Here is a 17,241-nt window from a genome sequence, read left to right as displayed (position 1 = left end):
ACCACCGTAGAGCCTGTTATCGTTAAAAGGTATAGGAAAACCCTTGCAAATAGGGGCTTTTGCAAAAAGAAACTGGACACCCGCTTCGATACAAATTGTATCAAAACTGGTGTCCAGTTATGGTGCGCGAGGCGGGACTTGAACCCGCACGTGCGTAATGCACACTAGAACCTGAATCTAGCGAGTCTGCCAATTCCACCACTCGCGCATTTCTTTTCTTGTCCGGCTCACTTATGGAGCTCAGCGACAGATGATATACTATCACGCTGAATTCGATCTGTCAACACTTTTCTCGAAAAAATTCGAAAATATTTTTCGGACCAACGGACACACTGTAAGGCGGGAAGGAGTGAGGCAAATGGACAGTGACAGCGCACTGCTCAATTATGTCTATCAAAATGCGGAGATGGGCACCAGAAGCATTGACAAACTATTGGATATCGTGGAGGATCAGGAGTTCCGGCGGCACCTGGAGGCACAGAAGAGGGAGTACAGCGCCTTTGAGCGGGAGGCTGGCAACCTGATGGAGCGCAGTGGGTGCAATCAGAAGGGACTGACTGCCTTTGAAAAGATGCGAACCAACCTGATGATTGACATGCAGACACTGACGGACCATTCTGCCTCCCACGTGGCGGAGATGATGATGATAGGCAGCAATATGGGCGTCATCAATGCAGTGAAGAACCTGAAGAAGTATCCCGAAGCGGACCGGGATACCCGGGCGCTGATGGAACGGCTGCTCAAATCGGAAGAGGATAACGTGCAGCAGCTGAAAAAATTTCTTTGAGAACAAAGGGCGGTGCGCAGAGTGCGCACCGCCCTTTCGTTTTAGGTAGCGTCCTTCTTGTGGATAATCATATCCAGAATAAGCCGATCCAGCTCATCGGAGCCCTCGTTGCCCAGCAGGGCGAAGTTATCAATGGTGTACTCAGGCCGCTGTTCCACGATGCCCTCGTTGGAGGCCACCCGGAGATGGCGCATGGCCAGAGTGGCAGCCAGCATGGCGGCGTTGGTGCAGGTGGAGATCTTCAGCGCGCAGGAGGCTTTTGCGCCGTCGCACAGCATGCCGGCCACATTGCCCAGCACGTTGGAGATGGCGCAGGCAATCTCACCCAGACCGCCGCCCCGGAGCCACACCACTGCGCTGGCCACGCCGGTGGAGGCCACCACGGCGCCGCACAGGGCGGAGAGCACGCCGAACCGGGACTTGATATAGATGGTGATGAGGTTGGACAGGGCGCAGGCCCGGATCAACTTCTCACGGTCCTTCCCGTCCACACGCTCCCATACAGCCACCACCGGCATGGTGGCGGCGATGCCCTGGTTGCCCGAGCCGGAGTTGGACATGACGGGCAGATCCACACCGGCCATACGGGCATCGGCGGCGGCGCCCGCCAGGGTCATGGCGTAGTTGGTGGTGTCGTTGGCCAGGGCGCCCGCCCGGACGTCCTCCAGGATGGTCTTGCCCACCCGGAGGCCGTAGTCGTTGGTCAGGCCCTCCTGGGCAATTTTGGAGTTGAGGGTGATAGCCTGCTCCACCAGGGAGAACTCCTCCAGAGGGGCGGTAGTGCAGAACTCATACACATCGGCCAGACGGCAGTTGAGACCCTCGGTGTGATCGCCGCCCTCAACAGCACAGCTGTTCTGGTAGACCACAGTACCGTTTTTCACAATGGAGTCCACATGGGTGTGTGAGCCCACTACCCGGACCACCACGGTGTCGGCGGCGGTATGGAGCTCCACCTCGATGTACAGCTTGGCGGGGGTGTCTGCACGATCCAGCTCCACCTTCCCGTCCTGCACCAGCTGGGCGGCCTGGGCGACACCCGCCGGATCCAGATGTTCCAGCAGCTCCAGCTCCTTGGCCGGATCGCCGCATACGGCGCCGATGGCCACGGCATACTTGGGGCCGGTAAACTCGGTACCGGGGATACCCACCACAAAGGCATTTTTGATGATATTGGCAGAAGCGCGGAGAATAATGCGCTCAATGGGACCGGAGGTCTGTGCCCGGGCGGTGGCGCCGGCAAAGGCGATGGCCACCGGCTCAGTACAGCCGGTGGCCACCTTCATCCCGGCAGCCATAGCGTCACGCAGAACCTGCATTGTCTGCTGATCCATAGACTGTCCTTCCTTTGTATAAAAATCAGGCGGCTCAGCCCTTGTAGGCCACAGCCTCAATCTCCACCAGGGCGTCCTTGGGCAGGCGGGCTACCTGGACGGCGGCACGGGCGGGGCAATCGCCGGTGAAGAACTCGCCGTACACGGCGTTCATGGCGGCGAAGTGCTCCATGTCCTTGAGGAACACGCCCACGCGGAGGACGTCGTCCATGGTCATGCCGGCGGCCTCTACAATGTTCTTCACATTGGTGAGGGACTGGCGGGTCTGAGCGGTAATATCATCGCCGGCAAAGGCACCGGTGGCGGGATCGATGGGGAGCTGGCCGGAGACGAAGAGGAAACCGCCGGCCTTGGCAGCCTGGGAGTAGGGCCCGATAGCGCCGGGCGCGCCGGTAGTGCTGATGATTTCTTTCATGGGAAAGATCCTCCTTCATTTGAAATAAAAGCTGAAAGCAGCCTCACAGATGTGAGGTGAGAGCCTTATATGAAAAAGAATAGAGGAAAAAAACGGCTTTGTCAATGTATGTGGAAGGCAAAAAAGAAAAAATATTTTAGAACCAAAAAAACTTTTAGATACTAAGTGGAAAATTTTTATTTTCTGTAACAAAATACCCTGCTCATGCGGTATTAAGGTGAAGGGCTCACAACAGCATATCCCCTAAAAAATGGCGTATGCCGCCGGAAAAGGAGAAATGGATATGAAACGCATGAGAACAGCCGTCATCGCCGCCGTGCTGCTGGGCGTGCTGGCCGTCGGGGCCGCAGCCGCCAGCGGAATTCAGCAAATCATTGCGGACCTGCGCCCTGACATCACCGTAGAGGTAGACGGCATGGCCCGCACCATGACCGACAAGAACGGAAAGACCGTCTACCCCATCAGCTATGAGGGCACCACCTACCTCCCCGTCCGGGCGCTGGGCGAGATCCTGGGCCAGACCGTGGAGTGGGACAGCGCCACCCAGACCGTTATCCTCACCGAAAAGGTACTGGAGCCCGCCGCCCTTTATCCCACTGTGGATGACCTGGAGAAGGGCATGACCCGCTCGGAGAAGGCCATTGACGGTCTGACACCCGCGTCCACCTATATGGAGCGTGCCAAGCAGTACGCCGCCCTGGTGGGTGACCTGGACGACCTGCGGGCCGGACTGGATGCCCTGGTAGAGGAGACCAACAGCGATTTCAGCGCAGGCAAGCTCACCCTGGCTGAGTTTAACGACCTGAACAGCCGGCTGGGCAAGGTAGACGTCCGTCTGAAGGACGCCTACACCGACCTGGAGACCAAGACCATCGCCGACGAAACCGGCAAGCTCACCGCCTATCAGATCTCTGCCAACAACCTCACTGAGCTGGAGAGCGCCATGACCGAGCTGGAGAAGGCCATCGAGTCCTTCAAGCCCGCCCCCACCACCGTGGAGCAGGCCCAGTCCTACGCCGCCCTCTCCCTCCGGCTGGAGAATCTGTATGAGCAGATCAGTACCCGTTACAAGACCATCAACGATGACTACATCCAGAACCGCATCACCACCTCTGAGTACAACAGCCTGAACAGCCGGGCCAACTCCCTGGACACCCGGGCCAAGGACGCCCGGGCTAACCTGGAGGAGAAGAACGCCGCCAGCGGCACGGCCTATCAGGTGGCGGACGCGGTCATCAAGGAGCTGGAAAGCCGCACTGCCGCTCTGGAGCAGGAGGTCAGGGACCTGAAGCCCTCCCAGGACTACATCGAGCGGGTGAAGGAGTATCTGGCCATTGAGGAGAAGTTCAGCGCCCTGAGCAAGGATATCTCCAGCGAGTACTCCATCATCAACGACGACCTGCGGCAGGGCCGCACCTCTTACAGCGAGTACAACAGCCTGAACAGCCGTCTGGGCGGGCTGGATACACGGGTAAAGAACGCCCGGGCCGACCTGAAGGAGAAGATGTTCCAGGGCGAGTGGGAGGATCCGGATGACGATCCCGTCACGCCCGGCGGCTCCTACGACGATTATGTCAATCAGATCAACATACTGGCCGGACGGATTGCCGACCTGGCAGAGAAGATCTGGACCGACGGCTGGAAGAACGGCCAGCAGCTGATTCAGGACCTGAAGGCGCTGGACCAGGAGTGTGAAAACCTGGAGGACGCACTGGAGAACGCCTACAAGCAGAGCAAACTGACCAAGAGCGAGTACCGCTCCCTGGAGAGCATGCTGGACCAGGCGGAGGACCGTGCGGACGACGCCATGGACTACCTGGAGGACCTGCTTGACTGGGATGATGACGATGATGACGACGACTGGTGGAACTACCATGACCGCTGGGGCTGGAACAACGGCCACGACAACGGCTGGCACCGGGGCTGGTATAAGGACCACTGGGATGACTGGGACGATTGGGATGACTGATACGTCCTGCCGCGGAACGCGGACAGCGCAGAACCTTGACACAGCATAACAACAGGCCCCCCGGCAGCGCCGGGGGGCCTGTACTGTGTATGGGTACTCAGCTCCGGTGGTCCTCCTTGACCTGACCGGAGCGGTAGGCGGCCAGAAGGGCCTTCAGGTCGTCCACCTGGCGCTGGAGCTCGCTGCCGATATCGGTGGCGCGGATTTTGACCTTGTCGTCCATCCGCTCAAATACCACCGAGGAGGAGAGAATGTCCCGGTTCTCCCGGATGGCGTTCTCCCGGCCCTCAAAGGGCTCGTGGGAGACGATGCGCATGGACTCGGAGTTGTAGATGAGCGTGTAGCCGGCGATGCCGGTGGTGGGCTGGTAGGCCCGGCAGAAACCGCCGTCGATGACGATGAGCTTGCCGCCGCCCTTGATGGGGCTCTCGCCCTTCCGGGACTTGACGGGCACGTGGCCGTTGATAATGTGGCAGTGGGGGCCCTCCAGGCCGAACTCCTTCAGCAGCCGCTCGCACACCGCCGGGTCGTTGTAGAAGGTGTAGTAGGCGTTCTTGGGCTCGGCCCAGGAGGACTCGTCCTTGATGAGCCGCCGCTCAAAGGTGGTCATCCGGTCCCGGCCAAAGACGGGGGAGCCGCGGCCGCACCACAGGAACCAGAGGTAGTCCATGCCGTACTGCCGCTCCTCGCTGCCCGGCTTGGCGTAATAACCCTGGCGGGCCACCGCCTCGGCGTAGTCCAGGAAGGCCCGGCCGGAGAGCGTTTTTCCGTCCGCACGGAAGGTGAGCAGATCGCCCTCCGGCGTCAGGGGGATGCAGCCGTGAAGCAGCAGGTTGCCGTTGTAAATCTTGTACAGACCGCCCTTGGAGTAGAGGAAGCGGACGTGCCGCTGGAGCTTCTCGCTGCGCTGGAAGGAGTTGGTCAGCTGGTTGATGACCTCGTCCTCCTCGGGGGAGAGCTCGTAGGGGTTGGAGCGGTCCACGGTGGGGAAGTCGGTGTCGGAGAGCTGGTACTCCACGCCGTTGATGGTGATGGACTTCTTCTCATAGTCGATCTTGTCCAGCAGCAGCCGGTCCTCCATGCCGAACTCGGGGTGACGGAGAATCTTCTGGCCCTCCAGCTTGAAGAGGATGATGGTGATGGCCTTGTGCATCCGGGCGGCCAGGGCCTTGTCCTTCTCGGTGTAGTTGTTGGCGTCGTCCCCGGCGAATTTGGCCTTGAAGCAGGAGCAGTCCACATCCTTGTAGAACTCATTGGCAAACACGGCCAGGGGCCGCAGGGAGATGCCGTAGCCCGTCTCAATGACCTCCAGGTTGTTGTAGTGGATGGAGTTGGACAGCACCGTGGCCACCAGGGTGCGGCTGCCGGTGGCGGCGCCCATCCACAGCACGTCGTGGTTGCCCCACTGGATGTCCACCGAGTGGTACTCGGTCAGGTAGTCCATGATAATGTCCGCACGGGGGCCCCGGTCGAACATGTCGCCCACAATGTGGAGGTGGTCCACCACCATGCGCTTGATGAGTTCGCACACGGCCACGATAAAGTCCTCGGCCCGGTCAATGTCGATGATGGTGGATATGATATTCTCGTAGTTGGAGCGTTTATTATGGTACTCGTAGTTGGTGTTGATCAGCTCGTCGATGATGTAGGCGTACTCCTTGGGCATGGCCTTGCGGACCTTGCTTCGGGTGTACTTGGACGTGACCATGCGGCAGATGTCGATGAGCCGGTGGAGGGTGATGCGGTACCACTCCTCCATGTCCTCGGTCTCTTTGGCCACCCGGGCCAGCTTCTCCTCGGGGTAGTAGATGAGGGTGGCCAGCTGGTCCCGCTCCGCCTTGGACACGCTGGAGGAGAAGAGCTCGTCCACCTTCTCACGCACCACGCCGGAGGCGGAGTTCATGATGTGGAGAAAGGCCTCGTACTCGCCGTGAACATCGGAGATAAAGTGCTCAGTGCCCTTGGGCAGGTTCAGAATGGCCTGGAGGTTGATGATCTCACTGCTGGCGGCCTGGACCGTGGGGTACTGGCGGGAGAGCATCTGGAGATAGCGCAGGCTGGGGACAGAAGCGTCGGCTTTCTTTTTCATTGGGGTCCTCCTTCCAAAGACAGGTGGGAATGCGGCCCCGCGGGAGCGGAGGGCCGGACTGACTGCATACAGGGAATCTATAAGATATATTGTAGCATGGAAGTGAAAAATGAAAAGTATATTTTGTGTGAATTTACGGAAAAATACGGGGAAAAATTCGGCCGGGCAAACCTGGCGGCGTCATAAAGAGACCCCGGCGGCGGTAAATGGAGGGTGCCCTCCGCATTGACAGAACCTGCTTTGACTGGTAGAGTAAAAAGGACTGAGAGGTGTTTTTCATGTGCCCTGAAAATGAGGATAGAGCGGAATTTTTTAACGGAGATCAGGTGGTCTTTGTCAATACAGAGCTGATTCAGCGGGCGGTAGCCGGACTTCAGAAGTCCCGGGAGGAGTTCCAGACCCTGCTGGACCAGGCTGAACTGGGCGATATCTCCGTCCAGTACGATCTGGCCATGAAATACGCCGACGGAGACGGCGTGGACCGTGACATGGCCAAGGCCGCATACTGGTTTGCCCAGGCGGCGGAGCAGGGCGACATGCGGGCCGTGGAAGCTCTGGGCCGCTGCTACCAGCTGGGTGAGGGCGTTGAGCGGGACGAAAAGCAGGCGGTGGAGCTGTTCCAGCGCTGCGTGGATGAGGACTACGCGCCGGGTCAGTGCAGCCTGGGCCTGTGCTATGAGAACGGCAGCGGCGTGGAGCATGACCCGGTCCGGGCGGCGGAGCTCTACCAGCTCTCTGCCGACCAGGGCTATGCCCCCGGCCAGTGCAACCTGGCGGTGTGCTACCTCAACGCCATCGGCGTGGAGCGGGATGACAGCCATGCCGCCGAGCTGCTGCGGCAGTCGGCGGAGCAGGATTTCCCGCGGGGCATCAGCCTGCTGGGCTGCTGCTACCGGGACGGCCGGGGTGTGGAGCAGGACCTGGAGAAGGCGGCCGGGCTCTTCCGCCGGGCGGCGGAAAAGCGTTACATACCCGCCGTGTGCGACCTGGGATTGTGCTACGAGAGCGGCAGCGGCGTAGCCGAGGACCTGGAGAAGGCGGTGGAGTGCTACACCCAGGCCGCTGAGGCTGAGTATGCCCCCGCCCAGTGCAATCTGGGCTACTGCTATCTGGCCGCCATCGGCGTGGAGCAGGACGACGTCAAGGCGGCGGAGTGGATTGGCCGGTCGGCGGAGCAGGACTATCCCCGGGCGCTGCGGCTCATGGGCTGCCTGTACCAGGACGGCCGGGGCGTGGAGAAGGACCTGGAAAAGGCCGCGGAATATTACCGCCGCAGCGCGGAACAGGAGTATCCCCCCGCCCTGTGCGATCTGGGATTGTGCTACGAGAACGGCGAGGGCGTGGAGAAGGATGAGAAGCGGGGAACGGAGCTCTACCGCCGCTCCGGTGAGCTGGGCTACGCCCCTGCCCAGTGCAACCTGGCTTTCTGCCTGCTCAACGGCATTGGCGTGGAGAAGAACGTGGAAGAGGCCGTGACCTGGCTGAAGCGGGCAGCGGAGCAGGAGTTCCCCCGGGCCATCAGCATTCTGGGCGACTGCCTGGGCGAGGGCACCGGCGTGGAAAAGGACGAGGCCGCATCCGCCGCCTGCTACCAGCGGGCTGCCGACCTGGGGTATGTGCCCGCCCAGTGTGCCCTGGGTCTGTGCTATGAGATCGGCAGCGGCGTGGAGCAGGACGAGAAGCGGGCCGTGGAATGGTACACCAAGGCGGCGGAGCAGGGCTATGCCCCCGCCCAGTGCAACCTGGCGGTGTGCTGTCTCAACGGCATCGGCACGGAGGCGGACGCGGAGCAGGCCGTGGTGTGGCTGAAAAACTCCGTGGCGCGGGGCTTTGCCCGGGCCATGGACATTCTGGGCGACTGCTACCGCAACGGCACCGGCATTGAGAAGGATGAAAAGAAGGCTGTGGAGCTCTACCGCCAGGCGATGGAGCAGGGCTATGCCATGGCCATCTGTGACCTGGGATTGTGCTACGAGATGGGCAGCGGCGTGGAGCAGGACGAGAAGCAGGCGGTGGAGTACTACCGTCAGGCAGCCCAGATGGGCTATGCTGGCGCCCAGTGCAACCTGGGCTACTGCCTGCTCACAGGCACCGGGACAGTGGAGCGGTCCGATGAGGCGGTAAAGTGGTTCCGGCGTGCGGCGGAGCAGGGCTATCCCCGCGCCCAGAGCCTGCTGGCCAGCTGCCTGCGGGACGGCCGGGGCGTGGAGGCTGACGAGCAGGAATCGGTCAGATGGTATACGCTGGCGGCGGAGCAGGGCTATCCCCCCGCCCAGTGCAGCCTGGGCCTGTGCTATGAGAACGGCGACGGCGTGGAGCAGGACCCGCCCCGGGCAGCGGAGCTGTACCGTCAGGCCGGGGAGCAGGGGTATGCCCCTGCCCAGTGCAACCTGGCGGTGTGCTACCTTAACGGCATCGGCGTGCATGAGGATGAGGGTCAGGCGGTGGAGTGGCTCAGACGTGCGGCGGCCCAGGGCTTTGGCCGGGCCCTCAGCATTCTGGGCGACTGCTACCGGAGGGGCGTAGGTGTGAACCGGAACCTGGAGCAGGCGGTAGACTGCTACAAGCAGGCCATTGAGGATGGCTATGTGTCCGCCTTCTGCAGCCTTGGCTATTGCTACGAGACCGGCGAGGGTGTGCCGGAAAACAAGGTGAAGGCCGTGGAGTACTACACCCGGGGCGCCCAGGCCGGAGATGAGACCTCCCAGTGCAACCTGGGCTACTGCTATCTGGAGGGCATCGGAGCGAAAAAAGACCCGGGCCGGGGTGTCTCCTGGCTGCACAAGGCGGCCAAGCAGGGCTCTCTGCGGGCCATGTGTCTGCTGGGGGGCTGCTATCGGGACGGCACAGGCGTCATGAAGGACGAGAAAAAGTGCGTGGAGTACCTGACCCGCGCCGCGGAACGGGGCTATGCCCCCGCTCAGTGCAATCTGGGATTGTGCTATGAGCAGGGCACCGGCGTGGCGGCAGACACAGCCAAGGCGGTGGAATGGTACACCAGGGCCGCCGAGAGCGGGGACCGGGCCGCCCAGTGCAATCTGGGCTACTGCCTCCTCAACGGCATCGGTACAGCCCGCAATCCGGCGGGCGCGGTGGAGTGGTTCAAGCGGGCGGCTGAGCAGGGCTCGGTCCGGGCCATGAACCTGCTGGCCGACTGCTGCCGGGACGGCGTGGGCACAGAGCCCGATCGGGCCCGGGCGGAGCAGCTCTACCAGGAGGCGGCCCGGCAGGGCAGCCGGGAGGCGGAGGAGAGCCTGAAGAAGCTCCATGCCGTCAAGCCGGAGCACCACCAGGCCAAAAAATCCATTTTCAAGCGGCTGTTCGGCGGCTGAAGCCGGGTATAAGGTAAGATGAGGAACGGATAGGGAGAACGGCGTGGTCGCACTCTCCCTATCCGTTTTCTTCCATTCGGGGAGTTGCAATTGATAAAAACATAATTTATAATAACATTATTACAAAAAAGTTGTTCTGCGGTCTGTTCGGGCGGCGTATGCCGCGCAATTTCTTAAAACAGCATGGCCGCAAAAAGATAAGAGAGTGGGGAACAGGACCGCTCCCGGGGATGTGCCCGGAGAGAAAAGGAAGTGTGGACCATGGAGCTTGAACATCATAACCGAAGTACCCATCCGGATCCGGATACAATGCTGATTGTGGACGACGACGAGATGAACCGGGTGATTCTGGAGAATATTTTTTCGTCGTCCTATAACATTGAACAGCGGGAGAACGGCCGGGAGGGGCTGGAAGCCGTGCTGGATCTGCGGAACAGTCTCTGTGCAGTGCTGCTGGATGTGGTCATGCCGGAGATGAACGGTATCCAGGTGCTCCGGGCATTGGCGGAGCAGGGAATCCTGAGCCGGATTCCGGTGTTCCTCATCACTGCTGAGGCCAGCGGCGATACCATGCGGGAGGCCTACCAGCTGGGCGTCATGGACGTTATCAGCAAGCCGGTCATTCCCTATGTGGTGGAGCGGCGGGTGAAGTCGGTGGTGGAGCTGTTTCGGGCCAGAAAACGGCTGGGCAGCGTGGTGGAGCGGCAGCAGTCCGCGCTGCTGCGGCAGGCTGAGCAGATTATTGAGCTCAACCGGGGTATGATTGAGTCCCTGTCCACCGCCATTGAGTTTCGAAACGGTGAGTCGGGGGAGCATGTCCGACGGATTCACGACATTACCCGCTACATGCTGGAGCACACCTCACTGGGCGCCGGAATGTCGCTGGAGGACATTGACGCCATCGCCCTGGCAGCCATCATGCACGACGTGGGCAAAATCGCTATCCCGGACGCCATTCTCAACAAGCCCGGCCGCCTGACGCCGGAGGAGTTCGAGATCATGAAGACCCACACCATCCAGGGTGCCCATATGCTGGAGCGGATTCCCCAGATGCGGGAGCTGGGTGCCTACCGTTACGCCTGCGACATCGCCCGCCACCACCACGAGCGGTGGGACGGCCGGGGCTATCCCGATGGTCTGAAGGGGGATGAGATCTCCATCTGGGCTCAGATTGTCTCCCTGGCCGACGTGTACGACGCCCTGGTCAGCAAGCGGGTCTACAAGGACGCCTTCGGCCGGGAGAAGGCCCTGCGCATGATCCGGGACGGAGAGTGCGGCACCTTCAATCCCGAACTGCTGGAGTGCTTCTTCCAGGTGGAGCAGGAGCTGAGTGTTCTGTATCAGAGGCCGAAGGAGGAGACTGAAAATGGATAGTCAGATCAGAGAGGGACTGACCGCCGCGGGCGTGAATGTGGACGAGGCCCTGGAGCGCTTTATGGGCAGCGAGGCCATGCTGGAGCGCTTTTTGAAGAAGTTCCCTGCGGACAAGGGGTTTGCGACCCTTACCGCCGCTCTGGAGGCCGGTGACCACGAGGGAGCGGTCAACGCTGCCCACACCCTGAAGGGCCTGTGCGGCAACCTGTCCATCAAGCCGCTGTTCACCGGCTTTGACCGCCAGGTGACACTGATGCGGGCCGGCGACTGGGATGCCGCCGCCGCCATGATGCCCCAGATCACCGAGGACTACAACCGGGCTTTGGAGGCCATTTTGGCCCTGGGCTGACTGGAATTAAAACAGAAACCCCGCCGGAACGGAGATATTCTCCGGTCCGGCGGGTTCTTTTTACATCTCGCCGTAAATCTGATAGAACGCCGGGCGGCCAATAAGGGCAAAGCCGATGGTCGCTCCATCAGGAGAGCGGACCACGCCCCCCAGGGTCTTGGAGCAGTGGACCACCTCCAAAGTGCCTGCCTCCGTGGTACCCACCACAATCCCCACATGGCTCAGGTCGGGGAAAAAGGCCAGGTCTCCGGGCTGAGCCTCCTCCCAGGCCACCGGCGTACAGCGGGAATACTGATCCCGGACGCCGTTGCCGATGGCGGAGAGGGCGTCGGCGTCTCCTGCGGCGTTGACCGCCGCCCAGGTCACCAGGCCGGAGCAGTCCAGGCCGAAGGGGACCAGGGTGCCGGTGGTGTCGCTCCCGTCGGCGGTGACCAGGGCGGGCACACCCCAGCGGTCGTCCCAGCCCAGGCAGACCGACTTTCCGCCCCAGAAGTAGCCCACCTTTCCGGTGAGGGCGGCGGCGTTTTCCACCATGGACTGCCGCAGAGGGGATAAATCCTCCGGCAGAGAGAGGGGAGGGGCAGGGGAGAGCTGGTCGTTTGGCGCACTCTCCCGGGGCAAAAATGGGAGCAGAAGGCCGGACAGAAGCAGAATCATGCCTATCAGACGACAAAAGCGGCCCCAACCGCCGGGATTTCTTCTCCTCCTTCGCCTTCTCCGCCGTGGCAGGTATGGACGTCTCACAGCCGCTTCCTCCTCACGCCGTCACCACCGGGGGAGCGGCTCAATAGGATAGATGGGGGAGAACCATCCCCCACCTAATGTTATGTGAGGAGCGTTCCAATATGAGCGAATTGATTTCCCTCTGCGGCCTGGGGGTGGGTACAAGCGCCCGGGTGGCGGAGGTGGCAGGCGAGCGGGCCATGCGCCGCCGCCTGATGGATATGGGCCTCATCCCCGGCACCAGAGTGACCTGCGTGGCCGCCAGCCCGGCGGGGGACCCGTCGGCCTACCTGATCCGGGGGGCGGTGGTGGCCCTGCGTGGACGGGACGCCGCAGGTATCCGGGTGGCACCTGCCGACGCATTTTGCCCGGCCTCTGCGGGGGAGGAGCCCCGGTGGGCCTGACCGGGGCCTCCACCGGCGCGGCGGCGGTGGACCATGGCCTGAACATTGAAAAGCTCCGGCCGGACGACCGGGTCATCGCCCTGGCGGGCAACCCCAACGTGGGCAAATCCACGGTGTTCAACAGCCTGACCGGCATGCGCCAGCACACAGGAAACTGGCCGGGCAAGACGGTGGGCAGCGCCCAGGGCCGGTGCGAGCACAGGGGGCGGGGCTATGTGCTGGTGGACCTGCCGGGTACTTACTCCCTCATGGCCCACTCCGCCGAGGAGGAGGTGGCCCGTGATTTTCTGTGCTTCGGCGGGGCGGACGGGGCCGTTGTGGTGTGCGACGCCACCTGTCTGGAGCGGAACCTGAACCTGGTGCTCCAGACCCTGGAGCTGGAACCCCGCACGGTGGTGTGCGTCAACCTGATGGACGAGGCGGCCAAGAAAGGCATCCGGGTGGACCTGGAGAAGCTGTCGGAGCGGCTGGGAGTGCCTGCGGTGGGGACCTGCGCCGGAAAGGGTCAGGGGCTGGAAGAGCTGCTGGACGCATTGGAGGGAGTAGTGGCGGCGGAACAGCCGCCCAAGCCCATCCGGGTGCAGTACCCCGGCCCCATTGAGACGGCGGTGGAGCGCCTGCTCCCGCTGATAGAGGAGCGGACGGCGGGCAAGCTCCCAAGCCGCTGGACCGCTCTGCGGCTGCTGGAGGGGGAGCCGGGACTGCTGGCCAGGCTGGAAGAGACGCTGGGCGTCTGCCTGGCAGAGGATGAGGCGCTGACCGCCGCCCTGGCGGAGACCTGGGCATGGCTGGAGATGCGCGGGGTCAGCCGGGAGAACCTGGGAGACCGGCTGGCTGCCGGGCTGGTGATGACCGCCGAGGCGGTGTGCGCCGGGGCGGTGAAGTGTACCAAGGAGGACTACGCCCGCCGGGACCGCAGGCTGGACCGGATTTTCACCAGCCGCGCCACCGGTATCCCGGTGATGCTGGCCCTGCTGGCGGGTGTGTTCTGGCTGACCATCCAGGGGGCCAACTACCCCTCCCAGCTGCTGTCCGACGGACTCTTCTGGCTCCAGGACCGGCTGACCGACCTGTTTACATACTGGAATGCCCCGGAGTGGCTCCACGGGGCGCTGGTATTGGGGGTCTACCGGGTGCTGGCCTGGGTGGTGTCGGTGATGCTGCCCCCCATGGCCATCTTTTTCCCCATCTTTACCCTGCTGGAGGACTTCGGCTACCTGCCGCGGGTGGCCTTTGTGCTGGACCACGCCTTTCAGAAGGCCAGAGCCTGCGGCAAGCAGGCCCTCACCATGGCCATGGGCTTCGGCTGCAACGCCGCCGGAGTGGTGGGCTGCCGCATCATCGACTCCCCCCGGGAACGGCTCATCGCCATGCTCACCAACAGCTTTGTGCCCTGCAACGGCCGTTTTCCCACCCTCATCGCCATCATTACCATGTTCTTTGTGGGCACCGGCGGCGGGCCGGGGCGGGCGCTGCTGTCCGCCCTGCTGCTCACCGGGGTGATTGTGCTGGGGGTGCTGCTCACCTTCCAGGTCTCCCGGCTGCTGTCAGCCACGGTGCTCAAGGGGATGCCCTCCTCCTTTACCCTGGAGCTGCCGCCCTACCGCCGCCCCAGGGTGGGGCAGGTGATTGTCCGCTCGGTGCTGGACCGGACGCTGTTTGTGCTGGGCCGGGCGGTGATGATTGCCGCCCCGGCGGGGCTGCTCATCTGGGTGCTGGCCAACGTACAGGTGGGGGGTGCCAGCCTGCTGGCCCACTGCACCGGCTTTTTAGACCCGCTGGGTAGGGCACTGGGCATGGACGGCGTGATTCTGGCCGCCTTTATCCTGGGCTTTCCCGCCAACGAGATTGTCATCCCCATTATGCTCATGGCCTACCTGGCCACCGGCAGCCTGACCGATTACGAGAGCCTGGACGCCCTGCGCACCCTGCTCACCGACCAGGGCTGGACCTGGCTGACAGCGGTGTGCACCATGCTCTTCTCTCTGGTCCACTGGCCCTGCTCCACCACCTGCATGACCATCCGCAAAGAGAGCGGCAGCTGGAAGTGGACTCTGCTGGGCTTTGCTCTGCCCACGGCCATCGGCATGGCGCTGTGCTTTCTGGTGGCCACCGCCGCCCGAATGCTGGGGCTGGCGTAAGCAAAAAATCCTCTCCCGATGGGAGAGGATTTTTTTGCTTGACTTTTCGCCTACAAGATGTTAAGGTAAATACACCTACAAGTTGTAGTTGAAATATTGGAGGGATTTCCATGGAAAAACGGCAGCTGTCAGACTCCGAGCTGGAGCTGATGCGGGTGGTCTGGAGCCGGGGCGGGCGGGCCCGCTTTGCCCAGGTGATGGAGGCCCTGGCGGGGCAGGGGAAGGACTGGAAGGCCAATACGGTACTCACCTTTCTCTCCCGTCTGGTGGAGAAGGATATGCTGGCGGTGGAGAAAAACGGCCGGCTCAACGTGTATGTGGCTCTTCTGCGGGAAGAGGACTACGCCGACCAGCAGACCCGCTCCTTTCTGGACAGGGTGTACGGAGGCAATGCCGGGCGGCTGGTGTCCTCCCTTCTCAAGCAGGACTGCCTCACCGCTGAGGACCTGGACGAGCTGAAGGCCTTTTGGGAGAAGGGCGGGAAGGCGTGATGGGCGGAGCGCTGTCCACGCTGCTCAGCCTGACCCTGTCCGGGTCGGTGCTCATTGTGGTGCTGCTGGCCATCCGGCCTCTGCTGCGCCGCCGTCTGGGGCACAGCGGACAGTACTATCTCTGGCTGGTGCCCTTGGCACGGCTGCTCCTGCCTGTGTTTCCTGCCATCCGCCTGCCTGAGGGTGTCAGCCGGGCATTGCCTGAGGCTATTTCTGACGGTGCGCTGTGGCTGAGAGCGCCGGACATGGCCCTGGCCGGGCCGGATCGGCAGGGGGCGGGGCTGGAGTTGCTGTCCATGCTGCCCGGACTGCTGGTCATTTTGTGGGGGACGGTGGCCGCTGACCTGGCCCTGCGGGCGGTGTGGCGGTATGCCCGCTGCCTCCGTACGCTGGAGCGGGAGAGCCGCACGGCTGGGGAGCGTGCTCAGGCGGTCTATGAGGACGCCTGCCGTATGCTGGGGGTGACCAGAGCGCCCAGGCTGCTGGTCTGCCCCGGTCTCCGGTCCCCCATGCAGGCCGGACTGCTCCGGCCCATGGTGCTTCTGCCCGACGAGAACAGCGGGGAGGAGGCACTCAGGGCGGCCCTGCTCCACGAGCTGACCCACTACCGTCGCCTGGACCTGTGCTATAAGTGGCTGGCGGAGGCGGCGGTGTGCGTCCACTGGTTCAACCCGCTGGTCTATGTGCTCCGGCGGGAGCTGAGCCGGGAATGCGAGCTCTCCTGCGACGAGAGCGTGCTGGGGCAGCTGGATGAGTCCGGCCGCAGGGTCTACGGCGCGTCTCTCTTGGCCCTGGCCCGGCCTGTATCGGGACCAACCAAGAACAACATGACCCTTGCCATGAGCAGGGATGGAGAACAGCTGAAAGAGAGGTTGTATGCCATTATGAAATTTGAGTCCAAAGGAAAGCTGACGGTTGCTGTGGCGGTGGGCGTGGCGGCGGCGCTGTGCCTGTGCGGTGTGCTGGCCGGGGCCTACGCCGCCGACCTGACCGGCCAGGCGGAAGAGAGCAAGCAGCCTGAAATGCTGGTCATCTCGGAGCCCCTGGCCACCGAGGAACAGACGGGAGCTGCCGAGGAAGAGTTGACCTCTCCTCTGGACGGCGACACCCTGACGGTGACCATGCCCTTTGGCAACCGGGTGCACCCCGTCACCGGAGAGACCACCAGCCATGACGGCCTGGATATCCAGGCGGAGAGCGGCGCGGCGGTGTACGCGCCCCGGAGCGGCCAGGTGCTGGAGTCCGCCTTTAACCAGGAGTACGGCAACTATGTGGTCATCGGCTGGGACGGCGGAGAAGTGCTCTTTGCCCATCTGTCGGCCTGTGCGGTGGCGGAGGGGGACCAGGTGACCCAGGGCCAGAACGTGGGCTATGTGGGCCAGACCGGCATGGCCACCGGCCCCCATCTCCATGTGGAGATTCGGCTGGACGGGGAACTGGCCGACCCGGAGACCTGCTTTACCGGCGTGACCTTTGTACATTAAAGAAAAGCAAGAGCGGCGCTGTCCGAAAAGACAGCGCCGCTTTCAGGCTGTCAAAAAGATAAAATCTTTTTGACAGCCTGAAAAAATGCCGTTACTTTTGCGCCGCACAGTGGCACAAAAGTTCTCGCTTCGCGCTCTGCAAGCCAAGGCTTGCAGGGCATTTGTTCCCATTCGAGGCGGGCTGCCGCCCCCTCGAGCTCCCCCGTCCGAGAACCGGCAGATTACACTCATAAGGTTCTTGCGCAGACGCCAGAGCGGGGGGGGGGGGGGGGGGGGGGGGGGGGGGGGGGGGGGGGGGGGGGGTGGGGGGGGGGTGGTGTTGTGTGGGGGAGGGGGGAGGGGGGGTGGA

13 protein-coding genes and 1 tRNA gene are annotated in these 17,241 nt (G+C 62.7%); 9 read left to right on the top strand and 5 right to left on the bottom strand.

Annotated features, from left to right (window positions below; translation table 11 throughout):
• Positions 1-120 precede the first annotated feature (120 nt).
• Positions 121-208 (bottom strand) — tRNA-Leu (locus tag ACOX7T_RS14605).
• Positions 209-358: 150 nt separating this feature from the next.
• Here ACOX7T_RS14605 and ACOX7T_RS14600 point away from each other — a divergent pair.
• Positions 359-787 (top strand): hypothetical protein, encoded by a 429-nt coding sequence (locus ACOX7T_RS14600; protein WP_433444080.1) that lies wholly within the window; start codon positions 359-361, stop codon positions 785-787.
• Positions 788-828: 41 nt separating this feature from the next.
• On the opposite strand, the gene ACOX7T_RS14595 is transcribed toward ACOX7T_RS14600, so the two are convergent.
• Entirely contained in the window at positions 829-2,121 is a 1,293-nt protein-coding gene (locus ACOX7T_RS14595) for a serine dehydratase subunit alpha family protein (RefSeq protein ID WP_433444078.1), read from the bottom strand.
• Between the two features lie 34 nt (positions 2,122-2,155).
• Positions 2,156-2,536, bottom strand: coding sequence for a RidA family protein (locus ACOX7T_RS14590; protein ID WP_433444076.1), 381 nt, complete (start codon positions 2,534-2,536; stop codon positions 2,156-2,158).
• Between the two features lie 283 nt (positions 2,537-2,819).
• Between ACOX7T_RS14590 and ACOX7T_RS14585 the strand changes: the two genes are divergently transcribed.
• Complete coding sequence (locus ACOX7T_RS14585; protein WP_433444074.1) at positions 2,820-4,505, top strand: stalk domain-containing protein; 1,686 nt, start codon at positions 2,820-2,822, stop codon at positions 4,503-4,505.
• A 97-nt stretch (positions 4,506-4,602) separates the two neighbouring features.
• On the opposite strand, the gene ACOX7T_RS14580 is transcribed toward ACOX7T_RS14585, so the two are convergent.
• Positions 4,603-6,594 carry a fructose-1,6-bisphosphatase gene (locus tag ACOX7T_RS14580; RefSeq protein ID WP_433444072.1) on the bottom strand — a complete coding sequence of 664 codons (1,992 nt, stop codon included), beginning with the start codon at positions 6,592-6,594 and terminating at the stop codon, positions 4,603-4,605.
• A gap of 278 nt (positions 6,595-6,872) precedes the next feature.
• Here ACOX7T_RS14580 and ACOX7T_RS14575 point away from each other — a divergent pair, with 278 nt between their 5' ends.
• From ACOX7T_RS14575 to ACOX7T_RS14565, 3 genes are all read left to right on the top strand, one after another.
• Positions 6,873-9,926, top strand: a complete 3,054-nt coding sequence (locus ACOX7T_RS14575; protein WP_433444070.1) for an SEL1-like repeat protein — start codon at positions 6,873-6,875, stop codon at positions 9,924-9,926.
• Between the two features lie 261 nt (positions 9,927-10,187).
• Positions 10,188-11,300, top strand: a complete 1,113-nt coding sequence (locus ACOX7T_RS14570) for an HD-GYP domain-containing protein (protein WP_433444068.1) — start codon at positions 10,188-10,190, stop codon at positions 11,298-11,300.
• Entirely contained in the window at positions 11,293-11,649 is a 357-nt protein-coding gene (locus ACOX7T_RS14565) for an Hpt domain-containing protein (RefSeq protein ID WP_433444066.1), read from the top strand. The genes ACOX7T_RS14570 and ACOX7T_RS14565 overlap by 8 nt, the downstream gene beginning before the upstream one ends.
• A gap of 60 nt (positions 11,650-11,709) precedes the next feature.
• Here ACOX7T_RS14565 and ACOX7T_RS14560 read toward each other — a convergent pair whose 3' ends face one another.
• On the bottom strand, positions 11,710-12,393 hold the full coding sequence (locus ACOX7T_RS14560; protein WP_433444064.1) for a C40 family peptidase: 684 nt from the start codon (positions 12,391-12,393) through the stop codon (positions 11,710-11,712).
• A 101-nt stretch (positions 12,394-12,494) separates the two neighbouring features.
• On the opposite strand from ACOX7T_RS14560, the gene ACOX7T_RS14555 reads away from it, so the two are divergent.
• The 4 genes from ACOX7T_RS14555 (at position 12,495) to ACOX7T_RS14540 (ending at position 16,892) form a co-directional block, all read left to right on the top strand.
• Positions 12,495-12,776: a FeoA family protein gene (locus ACOX7T_RS14555; protein ID WP_433444062.1), complete on the top strand. Its 282-nt coding sequence runs from the start codon at positions 12,495-12,497 to the stop codon at positions 12,774-12,776.
• Positions 12,767-14,917 carry a ferrous iron transport protein B gene (feoB, locus tag ACOX7T_RS14550; protein ID WP_433444060.1) on the top strand — a complete coding sequence of 717 codons (2,151 nt, stop codon included), beginning with the start codon at positions 12,767-12,769 and terminating at the stop codon, positions 14,915-14,917. Before ACOX7T_RS14555 ends, feoB begins: the two co-directional genes overlap by 10 nt.
• A 110-nt stretch (positions 14,918-15,027) precedes the next feature.
• A complete protein-coding gene (locus ACOX7T_RS14545; RefSeq protein WP_433444058.1) occupies positions 15,028-15,408 on the top strand; it encodes a BlaI/MecI/CopY family transcriptional regulator in 381 nt (126 codons plus the stop codon).
• On the top strand, positions 15,408-16,892 hold the full coding sequence (locus tag ACOX7T_RS14540) for a M56 family metallopeptidase (protein ID WP_433444056.1): 1,485 nt from the start codon (positions 15,408-15,410) through the stop codon (positions 16,890-16,892). The genes ACOX7T_RS14545 and ACOX7T_RS14540 overlap by 1 nt, the downstream gene beginning before the upstream one ends.
• The last annotated feature ends 349 nt before the right edge of the window (positions 16,893-17,241 follow it).

It is taken from the genome of Pseudoflavonifractor sp. (assembly GCF_050943825.1).
In the GTDB taxonomy this organism is placed as follows: Bacteria; Bacillota; Clostridia; order Oscillospirales; family Oscillospiraceae; genus Pseudoflavonifractor.
This window is presented reverse-complemented; position numbering and strand designations above follow the sequence as displayed.